This window comes from Chromobacterium sp. CCUG 76385 (assembly GCF_059916625.1).
The window spans coordinates 19,591-32,942 of record NZ_JAUCGU010000012.1 but is presented as its reverse complement, the minus strand read 5'-3'; the positions used below and the strand labels follow the sequence as shown (position 1 = coordinate 32,942).

11 protein-coding genes and 1 tRNA gene are annotated in these 13,352 nt (G+C 62.4%); 5 read left to right on the top strand and 7 right to left on the bottom strand.

Going from position 1 to position 13,352, the window contains the following annotated elements; genetic code table 11:
* Nucleotides 1-130: 130 nt before the first annotated feature.
* Nucleotides 131-221: transfer RNA gene (locus QUG01_RS10060), tRNA-Ser, on the bottom strand.
* 61 nt (nt 222-282) lie between these two features.
* Nucleotides 283-1,410, bottom strand: a complete 1,128-nt coding sequence (locus QUG01_RS10055; RefSeq protein ID WP_500830012.1) for a GNAT family N-acetyltransferase — start codon at nt 1,408-1,410, stop codon at nt 283-285.
* A gap of 70 nt (nt 1,411-1,480) precedes the next feature.
* Here QUG01_RS10055 and QUG01_RS10050 point away from each other — a divergent pair, with 70 nt between their 5' ends.
* The 5 genes from QUG01_RS10050 to QUG01_RS10030 all read left to right on the top strand — a co-directional run bounded on the left by QUG01_RS10050 (nt 1,481) and on the right by QUG01_RS10030 (nt 7,798).
* Nucleotides 1,481-3,073, top strand: coding sequence for an NAD+ synthase (locus tag QUG01_RS10050; protein WP_500830011.1), 1,593 nt, complete (start codon nt 1,481-1,483; stop codon nt 3,071-3,073).
* 130 nt (nt 3,074-3,203) lie between these two features.
* Nucleotides 3,204-3,824: an outer membrane lipoprotein periplasmic chaperone LolA gene (gene lolA / locus QUG01_RS10045; protein WP_500830010.1), complete on the top strand. Its 621-nt coding sequence runs from the start codon at nt 3,204-3,206 to the stop codon at nt 3,822-3,824.
* 185 nt (nt 3,825-4,009) lie between these two features.
* The gene (locus QUG01_RS10040; protein WP_500830009.1) at nt 4,010-6,376 is read left to right on the top strand and encodes a HAMP domain-containing sensor histidine kinase; all 2,367 of its coding nucleotides are present in this window, start codon (nt 4,010-4,012) and stop codon (nt 6,374-6,376) included.
* Complete coding sequence (locus tag QUG01_RS10035; RefSeq protein ID WP_500830008.1) at nt 6,373-6,795, top strand: response regulator; 423 nt, start codon at nt 6,373-6,375, stop codon at nt 6,793-6,795. The genes QUG01_RS10040 and QUG01_RS10035 overlap by 4 nt, the downstream gene beginning before the upstream one ends.
* On the top strand, nt 6,785-7,798 hold the full coding sequence (locus QUG01_RS10030; protein ID WP_500830007.1) for a GGDEF domain-containing response regulator: 1,014 nt from the start codon (nt 6,785-6,787) through the stop codon (nt 7,796-7,798). The genes QUG01_RS10035 and QUG01_RS10030 overlap by 11 nt, the downstream gene beginning before the upstream one ends.
* A gap of 127 nt (nt 7,799-7,925) precedes the next feature.
* Here QUG01_RS10030 and recR read toward each other — a convergent pair whose 3' ends face one another.
* The 5 genes from recR to hrcA form a co-directional block, all read right to left on the bottom strand.
* Nucleotides 7,926-8,525: a recombination mediator RecR gene (recR, locus tag QUG01_RS10025; protein ID WP_106076297.1), complete on the bottom strand. Its 600-nt coding sequence runs from the start codon at nt 8,523-8,525 to the stop codon at nt 7,926-7,928.
* A 273-nt stretch (nt 8,526-8,798) separates the two neighbouring features.
* Nucleotides 8,799-9,137: a YbaB/EbfC family nucleoid-associated protein gene (locus QUG01_RS10020; protein ID WP_233196381.1), complete on the bottom strand. Its 339-nt coding sequence runs from the start codon at nt 9,135-9,137 to the stop codon at nt 8,799-8,801.
* Nucleotides 9,138-9,142: 5 nt separating this feature from the next.
* Nucleotides 9,143-11,062: a DNA polymerase III subunit gamma/tau gene (gene dnaX, locus QUG01_RS10015; RefSeq protein WP_500830006.1), complete on the bottom strand. Its 1,920-nt coding sequence runs from the start codon at nt 11,060-11,062 to the stop codon at nt 9,143-9,145.
* A 96-nt stretch (nt 11,063-11,158) separates the two neighbouring features.
* Nucleotides 11,159-12,199, bottom strand: a complete 1,041-nt coding sequence (gene mltB / locus QUG01_RS10010) for a lytic murein transglycosylase B (RefSeq protein WP_500830005.1) — start codon at nt 12,197-12,199, stop codon at nt 11,159-11,161.
* A gap of 53 nt (nt 12,200-12,252) precedes the next feature.
* Nucleotides 12,253-13,272, bottom strand: coding sequence for a heat-inducible transcriptional repressor HrcA (gene hrcA / locus QUG01_RS10005; RefSeq protein ID WP_233164004.1), 1,020 nt, complete (start codon nt 13,270-13,272; stop codon nt 12,253-12,255).
* Nucleotides 13,273-13,352 lie beyond the last annotated feature (80 nt).

Sequence of the window (13,352 nt, the reverse complement as noted above, 5' to 3'; positions counted from 1 at the left end):
GGGATTCGAACCCCCGTTAGGGTATTACCCTAAACACGCTTTCCAGGCGTGCGACTTAAACCACTCATCCACCTCTCCGGAGGTGTCTTGCTGAATTGTCGGAACCGCGACGCGGTTCGATATTGAATTCTGGCGGAGAGGGGGGGATTCGAACCCCCGTTAGGGTATTACCCTAAACACGCTTTCCAGGCGTGCGACTTAAACCACTCATCCACCTCTCCAGAACCCTGCGCTGAAGCGCCTTCGGCGTTTCGGCCACAGAGGCTGCGCAGTATATAAGCCCTATTCTTCTTGCGCAAGTGTTTTATAAGCGGAATGCGCAAATAACTGGTCCACATAATCGGTCACGCCGGCGCGCTCGCGCGCCAGCCAGCCGGCGATGGCTTCTCTAAAGCGCGGGTCGGCAATGTAATGGGCGGACACGGTGCGCACCGGCTCGAAACCGCGCGCCAGTTTGTGCTCGCCCTGCGCGCCGCCTTCGAAACATTCCAGTCCTCTGGTGATGGCATATTCCAGCCCCTGGTAATAGCACAGCTCGAAGTGCAGGCAGGGCACCTCCTGCAGCACGCCCCAGTAACGCCCATACAACACCGCGCCATCGCGTATGCACAGGCTGGCGGCAATATCCTCGCCGTCGCGGCGGGCGACGAACATCACGCAATGGCCGGCCAGCCGCTCGCCGATGCGCCGGAAGAAATCCAAGTTCAGATACGGCGCCGAGCGATGCTGCAGATAAGTCTGTCGATAACAGCGATAAAACAAGCGCCAGTCGGCATCGGAGATCTGCCCGGCATCCAGCGCGCGCACCTGCACGCCAGCGTCCGCCACCTTGCGCCGCTCCTGGCGTATCTTCTTGCGCTTGTCCCGGCTCAGGCTGGCGAGAAAAGCCTCGAAATCGGCATAGCCCTGGTTGTTCCAATGGAACTGCACGCCGTCGCGCAGCAGCCAGCCGGCCGTGGCCAATCGTTCCGCTTCCTCCTGCGTCGGAAACAGCACATGGGCGGAAGACAGGCGGTTGTCGTCCACCACCTGCTGCAATCCCGCAATCAACAAACCCGTATCATCGCCCCGTCCCAGCAGCCGGCTGCCGGAGACGGGACTGAACGGCGAGGACACCACCAGCTTGGGGTAGTAGTCCTGTCCGGCGCGGGCATAGGCTTCAGCCCATGCCCAGTCGAACACGTACTCGCCGCGGTTATGCTGTTTCAGATAAGCCGGCGCCAGCGCCTCAGCCCGGCCATCGCGCTCCAGCGCCAGCGGCAAGGGCTGCCAGCCGGTGGCGCCGCCGACGCAGCCGGTTTCCTCCAGCGCAACCAGCCACTCGCGGCCGACGAACACGCCGCCGCCCTCCCCTGTCGGCCAGGCCGGCTGCGGCACGGCGCTCACGCCGTCATACAGTTGCAGACGCAATGCTTTTCCTTTCGGGGCCGCCGTCTTCAGGTAAAATGTGCGGATCAAGAAACATCGGTGTTCTCTCAAGATGCGTATCGCACTCGCCCAGTTCAACCCCGTGGTCGGCGACATCGCCGGCAATGCCCAGAAAATCGTCGATCTCGCGCAGCAAGCCATGGCCCAGGGCGCCGACATCCTGCTGACGCCGGAGCTGGCGCTGACCGGCTACAGTCCGGAAGACCTGCTGCTGCGCGACAGCTTCTACCGCGAAGTGGCCAAGGGCCTGGACATCATCGAGCAACTGGACGACATCACAGTCATCGTCGGCCATCCGGCGAAAATCGGCAACGAGCGCTTCAACGCCGCCACCGTGCTGCGCGACGGCAACCGCCTGGGCCAGTATCACAAGATGCTGTTGCCCAACTATGAAGTGTTCGACGAATGCCGCTACTTCACCCCCGGCGCCGCGCCGCTGGTATTCGAACAGAACGGCGTCAAGGTCGGGGTGCTGATCTGCGAGGACGCCTGGCAGCTGGAGCCGGCGGCCGAGGCGGCCGACGCAGGCGCTGAGTTGCTGCTGAGCCTGAACGCTTCGCCGTTCCACCGCGACAAGGTTGAAACCCGACATGAGGTGATGCGCTACCGCGTGGAGGAAACCGGCCTGCCGCTGGCTTACGTCAACCTCGTCGGCGGCCAGGACGAACTGGTGTTCGACGGTGCCTCGTTCGCGCTGAACAAGGCGGGCCAGGCCATCGCCCAAGCCGCGGCTTACGACGACGAACTGCTGCTGGTCGATTACGCCGACGGCGATTTCCAGGCCGGCCGCCAAGCCGCCCTGCCCGGCCCGCTGGAAAGCGTCTACCGCACCCTGGTGGTCGGCGTGCGCGATTACATCGTCAAAAACGGCTTCCCCGGCGCGCTCTTGGGCCTGTCCGGCGGCATCGACTCCGCGCTGACGCTGGCGGTGGCCGTCGATGCGCTGGGCGCGGACAAGGTGCACGCGGTGATGATGCCGTCGCGCTACACCGCGGACATTTCCGTCGCCGACAGCCGCGACATGATAGGCCGCTTGGGCGTCAAGTACGACGAGATCGAAATCTGGCCGATGTACGAAAGCTTCATGACCGCTCTGGCCCCGTCGTTCGCCGGCCTGGAGATGGACACCACCGAGGAAAACCTGCAGGCGCGCATCCGCGGCACGCTGCTGATGGCCTTGTCCAACAAGAGCGGCAAGCTGGTGCTGACCACCGGCAACAAGTCGGAAATGACCACCGGCTACTGCACGCTATACGGCGACATGGCCGGCGGCTTCGCCGTGCTGAAGGACGTGGCCAAGACCTTGGTGTTCGAGCTGTGCCGCTGGCGCAATACCGTGTCCGACGTGATTCCGGAACGCATCATCACCCGGCCGCCGTCGGCGGAGCTGCGCCCGGACCAGAAGGATCAGGACAGCCTGCCGCCTTATGAAATACTGGACGCCATCATGGCGCGCTATGTCGAGGGCAACGAATCCGCCGCCGACATCATCGCCGCCGGCTACGCCGAGGCCGACGTCAAGCGCGTGGTGCGCTTGCTCAAGATCAACGAGTACAAGCGCCGCCAGGCGCCGGTGGGTCCGCGCGTCACCCAGCGCGGCTTCGGCAAGGACTGGCGCTACCCGATCACCAATCGGTTCAGCTGATCCGCCGCGGGCGGCCATGGCTGCATGCAACATTCCGCAAGCTATTCCGCCCGCAACGCGCCGAACCGCCGCCCACGCCGGCAGTCATAGCATTTTCACCGCAGCCAGGCTGCCCTGAGGAATCCATCCGATGAAACCGTCTTTTTCCCTGCTGAGCGCCGCCGCGCTGGCCTGCTGCCTGGCCGCGCCCGCCCACGCCTCCGCCATCGGCCAACTGAAGGCCTTCGTCGCCGGCAGCAAAACGCTGAGCGCGGACTTCACCCAAACCGTTAGCAACAAGAACAAACGCGAAGAAGCCAGCGGTCGGCTGGAAATCGCCCGCCCCGGCAAATTCCGCTGGGAATACACCAAGCCGTATGCCCAACTGATCGTCGGCGACGGCAAGACGCTATGGATCTACGACCCGGACCTGGCCCAAGTGACGCGCAAGGCGCAGGGCGCGGCGCTGGGCTCCAGCCCGGCCGCCTTGTTGGCCGGCAGCAATGAAATCGAGCGCAGCTACAAGCTGAACGAGGCCGGCAAACAGGGCGACCTGGAATGGCTGGCCGCCAGCCCCAAAAAGCAGGACAACACCTTCAGCGCCATCCGCATGGGCTTCCGCAACAATATGCTGGTGGAAATGGAGCTGACCGACAGCTTCGGCAACGACACCCGCATCCGCTTCAGCCAACCGCAGCAGAACGTCAATCTGCCGGTCAGCCGCTTCGCCTTCACGCCGCCCAAGGGGGTGGATGTGGTCAATGGCGACTGATCGCGGCTGACTCAAGGCCTCGCGCAGCCGGGCCGCAAACCATTGCGGCGCACGGTCTGCGCAGGCATGGCCCTAGCCCCGCCAGCGCATTCGCCGCCCCGCCATCGCCGCATTGCAATCCCCTCTCCGGCCCGCTACAAAAATGAAGTATCTGGCGCGAGGACGCGCAAGCCGGGATAGGGAAAATGAAAAATGGCGAGACCGGCATAAGGTCATTAGCAGGCCGCCTGGTACTGGCCACGCTGTTATTCTGCCTAGCCTTCACCTTCGCCACCGTCATCGTCAAAACCTGGCTCACCTGGAACAACCACGTCCAGGCCATGCAAAATCAGCTTAACCTGATCAATGGCATCTATCAGCAAACGCTGAACAAGGCAATCTGGGATCTGGACCGCACCTCGATAGAGGAACATCTGCGCAGCAGCTTTCAAGTGCCGGCCGTCGGCAGCGTCACCATCAAGCTGATCAATCTGAATGGCGAGTCCCAGAAATACTACGAAGCGGAATCCTTCAGCCTGTCCAAGCCTGGATGGCATAATACGTCCTGGACGCCAAAAATCTTTTCCCAGCTGAAACATCACGACCGCACCGCCGGCACCACGGAAACCATAGGCAGCCTGGAAATTGAAGGCGACAGCCGCATCCTCATCGCCGAACTGAAAAGCGAAATCGTCAACATCATCAGCACCCAGGCGATCTATTCCTTGCTGCTGGCCGGATTTCTGATGCTGATCGTCAATCGCTACGTCACCACGCATATCCGCAAGATTGCGCTGCACCTGGATCGATTCTCGCCGGAAACCCTGCATCAACAGATCCACCTGGAGCGGCGGCGAACCTATCAGGATGAGCTGGACAAGCTGGTGCATGGCATCAACACCATGCAGCAGAATCTTTCCGAATACCTGCAACAGAAAAACAAATACGAGGAGGAGCTGTCCACCCACCGCGACCATCTGAGCGACCTCGTGCATCAACGCACCGCCGACCTGCACCAGGCGAACATGGCCTTGGCAAGCTCGGCCGAAACCCTGCGCCAGCTGGGCGACATCGGCAAGGCGCTGACCGCCAGCCTGGACAGCAAGGCCATATGCGTCGCCCTGTATCAGCATTTGCGCGAGCTGATGCCGATTGATGGCTTCGCTGTCGCGCTGCTGAAATTCGACGCCAACGCCCTGGAGCTGATTTACTGCATCGACGACGGCCAGGAAAAACCACCCGTGCTGTTGCCGCTGGAGCAGACCGATTCCTTTCTCGTCAACGCCTTCTTGGCGATGGAAGAAGTCCAGCTGCTGGACGAGCACAGCATCGCCCAGCTGGATGCGGCGAGCTGCGACACCACCAGAGCAGCCATGCGGCAGGGCGTCATCCATCAGCTGACCGCCGGCCGCAACTGCATCGGCATCGCCATGGCGCTGAGCCATGTTGCAGACGCATTCCAGCAGCGCGAGCTGGAAATCTTCCGCTCCATCGCCGCCTATGCCGCCATCGCGCTCACCAATGCGATTTCCTACGACATGGTCAAGACGGCGCGCCAGCATGCAGACAAAACCTTGCAAGACCTGCGGCGCGCGCAGGGGCAACTGATCCAGTCCGAAAAAATGGCGGTGCTGGGACAACTGGTCGCCGGCGTCGCCCACGAAATCAACACGCCGATCGGCGCGATCAAGTCCAGCAGCAACAATATTCTGGATGCCCTGGAGCTGGCGCTCTCCAGCCTGCCGTCCATCCTGATGCAACTCGACGCCAGCCATCTGGAACTGTTCAAACGCCTGCTGGACGGCAGCAAGGCGCAACCCGCCGCCTTCAACAGCCGGGAGGAACGGGCCATCTCCCGCCAGCTGGCCGATCAGCTGACGCAGCATCGGGTAGACGACGCCCGCGTCAAAGCCACCATGCTGGTGCAATTGAAAGCCCATGAACAGTATCAGGACTATCTGCCGCTACTCGTCCATCCCGACAGTCCTGCCATTTTGAATGCCGCCTATAATATTTCGTCCATCACCATGAATGCATCCAATATCAATATGGCGGTGGATCGCGTAGGCAAAATCATTTTCGCGCTGAAAACCTTCTCCCGTTTCGATATCGACGGCGAGATGCATGAGCATCCTTTATCGGAAAGCATCGAAACCGTTTTAACCATTTACCAGAACAAAACCAAGCAAAACGTCGAAGTCATCAGAAATTACCAAGACATACCCAATATAAAATGCCAGCCTGATCAATTAAACCAGGTCTGGACCAATTTAATATCCAATTCACTGCAAGCCATGGATTATCACGGCACCCTTCGGCTTGGCATCCAAAAACAAGGTGACTATGCTGTAGTGTCCATCAGTGACACCGGCTGCGGCATTTCCGACGAAATAAAAGAACGCATTTTCGAGCCTTTTTTCACCACCAAACCCAGAGGCGAAGGCACCGGCCTGGGCTTGGACATCGTCAAGAAAATCATTGAACAGCACAAAGGGAAAATAGAAGTTTTCAGCGAGCCGGGCATCGGAACCACCTTCAAGGTTTTCTTGCCCTATCAGCAGGAGGCGAGATGAAAAAAGGCGTCATCTTATGTGTGGACGACGAGCCCAGCGTACTCATCGCCCTGCGCGACCAATTGAGAAAAAATTATCCCACCCATCTGGTGGAAATCGCCGAAAGCGCAGCGGAAGGCCTGGATATTCTGAACGAGCTTTCAGCCGAAGGGTTGATTCCGCTAGTCGTCATTTCCGATTTCATCATGCCCGGCATGAATGGCGATGAGTTTCTCTGCCAGGCCAGAATCCATTTTCCGCACATCATCACCGTCATTCTCTCCGGACAGAGCAATGAAGCCTCGGTGCATTCGGCGCTGGCCTCCGGATCGGCCAATCATTTCTTTTCCAAACCCTGGGACGCGGCGGAGCTGATTCAATGCATTGATGCGGGACTGGCTGACTTCTGGCGCAAGATGGGGGATAGCCATGCAGACTGACTGGCAGAACGGTCACGCCAACAAAGTCGTGCTTTGCGTAGACGACGATATCGGCGTGCTTAACGCCTTGCGCAATGCGCTGTCGCAGCATTTTGACAACGATGTCGTGATCGAAATCGCCGAAAGCGCGGAAGAAGCGCTGGACCTGATAGAAGAACTGAAACAGGAAGGCATGCCGCTGACCATCATCGTGGCCGACTACATCATGCCAGGCATGAAAGGGGACGAATTACTGGTGCGGGTGCACATGAGCCAGCCGTCGGCCATCACGATCATGCTGACCGGCCAGAGCGACATGCAGGGGGTCAAGCGCGCCATCAACGAGGCCAGCCTGTTCCGCTTCATGGAAAAACCATGGCAGAACGAGGACCTGATTCTGACCCTGCAGTCGGCGATCAAGGCCTATGCGCTGGACCAGGAGCTCCGCTCCTATATCGCCAAGCTGCAAAAGATGAACGACGAGCTGGAGGAGATCGTCAAAAGCCGCACCCGCGAACTGGAACAAAAAAATGAAGAACTGAACCGGCTCGCCACCACCGACCGGCTGACCGGGCTGTACAACCGCCTGTTTCTGGAAAAGATGCTGCCGCATGAGTTTGCGGTGGCCAAACGCTTTTCCAACCCCTTTTCCTTCATCATGCTGGACATAGACCACTTCAAGCAGGTCAACGACCGTTATGGCCACCAGGCCGGCGACGAAGTGCTGAAAACCATAGCCAAGATCATCCAGGACAATATCCGCGCCTGCGATATCACCGTACGCTGGGGCGGCGAGGAGTTTCTGATCATTTGCAGCGATACCGACCAGCCCGGCGCGCGCATCCTGGCGGAGAAGTTGCGCCAGGCGGTAGAACGCCATGACTTTCCCATCGTAGAGCGCTGCACCGCCAGCTTCGGCGTATCCGCCTATCAGGAGCATGACGATATCCACAGCATGATGGAACGCGCCGACCAGGCGCTTTACGCGGCCAAACGCGGCGGCAGAAACCGGGTGGAGGGCTGAACTGCCGCGAACAGCAGACGGGCGCGATTGCCGATTATCCGCTCAGATGGCATTCAAGATCGCCAGACAGCGGGCCAACACGAGGCGCTGCGCAAGCCGCGCCCTAACGCCTGACTCTTGATTCGGCTCAGGACACGCCCCGGCGCTCGTACACCGCCTGCGCCAGCGTGCCCAGATCGACGTACTCCAGCTCGCCGCCTACCGGCATGCCGCGGGCGATGCGGGTGACCGCCAGGCCGCGGTCCTTGAACAGCTCGCTCAGCATATGGGCGGTAACCTCGCCCTCGGCGGTGAAATTGGTGGCGATCACCACCTCGCTCACCTGCCCGTCCAAGGCGCGCGGCAGCAGCTTGTCCAGGTTCAAATCCTTGGGGCCGATATTATCCAGCGGCGAAATCCGCCCCATCAGCACGAAATACAGGCCTTCGAAGCATTTGGCCTGTTCCAGCATCATCAAGTCCGCCGGCATCTCCACGATGCACAGCTGATCCTGCCGTCGCGCCTCATCGGCGCAGATCGGACACAGCTCGGTCTCGCTGAAGGTGTTGCAGCGCTGGCAATGGGTCAGCTGAGTCAACGCCTTGTCCAGCGCGCGCGCCAGCTTGTCCGCGCCCTTCTTGTCGCGCTGCAGCAAGTGAAAAGCCATGCGCTGGGCAGTCTTCGGCCCCACCCCGGGCAACACCTTCAGAGCGGCGATCAATTGTTCCAGCGCGGGAGGATTTTTCATCCCAAAACCTCATACACCACGAAATCATACGGATAAGAAATAACCGGATTTCTGCCACGAAACCCACGAAAACACACGAAAAACAACAGCCGCCGACCACTGGATCGACGGCGGCTCACTCCGGCCCAGCCAGCCATATTCGTATTTTTCGTGGATTTCGTGGCTGAAATTGCTTCGGCTTGCTCAAGCGCTTGCGCGCCGCGCATATGACGTAAGGCGCAACCAGCGCCGGCATGTCGCGCCGAACAAAAAGGCCCGTCGCCGGGCCTGGGGTCAGAACGGGAGCTTCATCCCGGCCGGCAGATTCAGGCCGTTGGTAAAGCCGGACATGCGCTCCTGGGTGGTGGCTTCCACCTTGCGCACGGCGTCGTTGACCGCGGCGGCGATCAGGTCTTCCAGCATGTCCTTGTCTTCCTTGGCGTCTTCCAGCACGCTGTCGTCGATGGCGACGCGCTTGACGTCGTGGGAGCAGGTCATGACCACCTTCACCATGCCGGCGCCGGATTGGCCTTCCACTTCCACCTTGGCCAGTTCTTCCTGGGCCTTCTTCATGTTTTCCTGCATTTGCTGGGCCTGTTTCATCAGGCCAGCGATTCCAGCTTTACCGAACATTGCGGTCACTCCTGTACGGGTTGAATGGTCTCGATGAGCAGCGTGGCGCCGAATTCGCGCACCATCTGCTGCACCACCGGATCGTTTTGCATGCATTCGCGGGCGATGGACAACTGCTCCTGCCGCAGCCTGGCATCGGTCATGGCCGGGGTTTCCATCCCCAGCTCCTCCACCGTCACCAGCAACTCCACCGGATGGCCGAAGCGATCGGCCAAGGCGGCTTTCAATTTATCCTGGTAATCGCGGCCGCTCATGTGGCGGAAGCTCTCCGGCACCGCCAGCTCAAGCCGGCTCTGACTCCAGCTCTTCAGCACTGCATTATGCGCCAGCATGCGCGCCGCGCCGAGCTTGGCGCCCAAATCGGCCACCAGCCGCTGCCAGTCGCCATCGAAGCGATAACTCGCCGTCTCGTCCTCCAGCGGCGGTTGCTGCATGTAGGCCGGCATCGCGTCGTCGTCGGACCACGGCGCGTCGACGATTTCTTCTTCGTCGCGCTCATCCGCCTCGTCCTGCGGCTCAGGCGCCACGACGGCGGGCGCAACAGGCGGCTGCGGCCGGGCTTCGATCTTGGCTTGCGCAGCCGGCGCTGCCGCTACCGGCTGTGGCGCAGGCTCGGGCTCCGGCTCGACAGCCGGGGCCGCGGGTTCGCTCGGTTCCTGCCGCGGCGCCGGCTTGGCCGGGCTGCCGAGACCGGCGGCCTGCAAGGCGCGGGCGGCCGGCGAAACGCCGCGCGCGACCGGCACCGAAGCGCTGGCGGTCACGGACGCGGCGGCCGCTGCCGGGCGCGATGCGGGCTGCGGCGCAGCCGCCCGCGCGGGCGCGGCGCTTTCTGCCGGCGCGCGGGCCGGATGGAAGGCCAGCATGCGCAGCAGCGTCATATTGAAGCCGGCATGCTCGTCCGGCGCCAAGGCCAGGTCCTTGCGGCCATGGATGGCGATCTGATAGTACAACTGCACGTCTTGCGGCGCGATGGCGTCGGCCAGCGCGAAGATCGCCTCGCGCTCCGGCTCGTCGTCGGCCAGCGCGGCCGGCACCGTCTGCGCCAGCGCCAGTTGCTGCAGCAAAACCGCCAATTCGGACAAGGTGGCGTCGAAGCTGATGCCGCGCTCTGCCAGCTTGTCCGCCTCGGCCATCAGCGCCGCGCCATCGGAGGCGGCCAGCGCCTGCAGCAGGCTGAACAGGTAGCGGCGGTCCACCGCGCCCAGCATGGCGCGCACGCCGTCTTCCCTCACTTCGCCCAAACCATAGGCGATGGCCTGATCCAGCAGCGACTGCGCGTCGCGCATGGAGCCGGACGCGGCGCGTCCCAGCAAGGCCAAGGCCGGCGCCTCGTACGGAATGCCTTCGACTTCCAGCATGTGGGCCAGGTGCGTCGACACCTGCTGCGGCGTCATATTGCGCAGGGAGAACTGCAGGCAGCGGGACAGCACCGTGACCGGCACTTTTTGCGGATCGGTGGTGGCCAGGATGAATTTGACGTGGCCGGGCGGCTCCTCCAGCGTCTTCAGCATCGCGTTGAAGGCGCTTTTCGACAGCATGTGCACTTCGTCGATGATGTAGACCTTGAAGCGGCCCATGGTCGGCGCGTACTGGGCGTTTTCCAGCACTTCGCGGATATTGTCGATGCCGGTATTGGACGCGGCGTCGATTTCCAGCAGGTCGACAAAGCGGCCGGCGTCGATCTGGCGGCAGGCCTGGCACTCGCCGCAAGGCTCGGCGGTGGTGCCGGTTTCGCAGTTCAGGCTTTTCGCCAGGATGCGGGCGATGGTGGTCTTGCCTACGCCTCGGGTGCCGGTCAGCAGATAGGCGTGGTGCAGCCGCTGCTCTTTGAGGGCGTTGGACAGGGCGCGCACCACATGCTCCTGGCCGACCAGGTCGGCGAAGCGCTTGGGACGCCACTTGCGGGCAAGGACTTGATAGCTCATGGGGGCGGATTTTAATGGCAATTGCCGCGCAAGGCGACAGGTTTCGCCGGCGCGGCCGCGATGGACGGCGCCGGTGGAAAAGAGAGCGGCAGCGGCTTACATCCCGGCGGAGGCCGGTTCCTGCCGCCGCGCCAGTTCGGCGAAGTAGCGCTGGCGCAGCTGGCTGGCGATTTCCTGCACCGCCTTGGCGTACAGCGTGCTGCGGTTGTAGCGGGTGATCGCGTAGAAATTGTTCAGGCCCAGCCAGTACTCGGTGACGCCCGGCGCCGACTCGAGCGAGAACAGCACGGCCGGCACGTCGTCGGCCAACGGCGCCTGCGGCGCCACGCCCATCTTCCGCAGATCGCCCACCGTGTAGTGCAGATTGAATTTGTCGGCCAGCAACTGATCGGTCTGCGGACCGGCCACCACGCTGGCCGGCACCACCACGTCGTCGCCGGGCTTCCAGCCGTGCAGCTGGAAGTAGTTGGCCACGCTGCCGATGGCGTCGTGCGGATTGTTCCAGATGTCGCGGTGGCCGCTGCCGTCGAAGTCCACCGCCCACTTGCGGTAGCTGGACGGCATGAACTGCGGCAGGCCCATCGCGCCGGCGTAGGAACCCTTCAGCGTCAGCGGATCCTTGCCTTCTTCCTTGGCCAGCAGCAGGAATTGGGTCAGCTCGCCGCGGAAATACTCGGCGCGGCGCGGGTAGTCGAAACCGATGGTGGACAGCGAATCCACCAGCCGGAAGCTGCCGGTGTTGCGGCCGTAGTGGGTCTCCACGCCGAGAATGGCGACGATCACCTCCGGCGCCACGCCGTATTGGCGCTCGGCGCGCGCCAGCGCGTCGGCGTTGGCCTGCCAGAACGCCACGCCGTCGGCGATCAGCCTCTCGTTGACGGTGGTGGCGCGGAATTGGTACCACGGCCGCGAGGTGGACGGTTTGTCCAGAATGCGGATGATATTGGGCTTCAGTTCGACATTGGCGAACACCGCCTCCAGCTCGGGGCGGTTGAACTGGCCGCTGGCCACTTGCTCGTCGATATAGCGCTGCACATCGGGGCGGGCGAGGAAGTCGGCGTCGGCGAAAGCCGGGACGGCGGCAAACGCCAGCGCGGCCAGGGCAACCGCGGCGGCCAGTTTCTGCATGGTTTTCATGGTGTATTTGTTTTCCAGTTGGATATCCCAAATTCCGGGCGCAGGCGCCAAGCTCACTCGCGGAACGACAGCGCGTTGCTGACCAGCCGCGCGGTGATGTCGACGATCGGAATGACGCGCTCGTAAGCCATGCGGGTGGGGCCGACCACGCCCAGCGTGCCGACCACCTGGCCGTTGATGCAATACGGCGCGGTGACTACCGAGCATTCGTCCAGCGTCACCACGCCAGACTCTTCGCCGATGAAAATGTTCACCCCGCTCGCCTCCCGGCCCTGCGCCAGCAGCTTCAGCAACTCGGTCTTGCGCTCGAACACGCCGAACAGCTCGCGCAAACGCGACAGGTCGTCGGACAGATCATGCACCTGCAGCAGGCGCGAGCCGCCGGTCACCACCACGTCCTCGCCGCTTTGCGCCAGCGTCTGCCGCCCCAGCATCACCGCGGCGGACATCAATTCGGCGATATCGCCCTGAAGCTGCTTGAGCTCGCTCTCCACCCGCTGCGCGACGGCGCTCAGCCCCTGCCCGGCGTAATGCTGGTTGATGAAATTGCCGGCCTCGATCAGCTCGCTCGGCGTGTAGTCGCGCTCGGTCACCAGCAAATGGTTCTGCACGTCGCCGTCCAGCGTCACCAGTATCATCAGCACCCGCCGTTCGGACAGGCGCAGAAATTCGATCTGCCGGAAGGCGACATCGCTGCGCTGCGGCGTCAGCACCACGCCGGCAAAGCTGGTCAATTCGGACAGCAGCGACGAGGCCGCCTGGGCGATGCGCTGCGGGCTGTCCGGCTGCAGATTGTGCTCCAGCTCCTGCAGCGACACCTGGTCCAGCGGACGGATGGTCAGCAGGCGGTCCACGAACAGCCGGTAGCCGCGCGCGGTGGGCACCCGCCCGGCCGAGGTATGCGGCGAGGCGATCAGGCCCATGCCTTCCAGATCGGCCAGCACATTGCGCACGGTGGCCGAGGACAGTTCCACGCCGGGCAGCAGCGACAGGGCCTTGGAGGCGACCGGCTGACCGTCGGCGATGTAGCGCTCGATCAGCGCTTTCAGCAGATGTTGGGCGCGTTCGTTCATCATGTCTCCCATTGTACACATCCTGAACCGCGCCAAAAGGGGGCGGCGCGCGGGTTTACGACTATGGCACGCGCCGGATG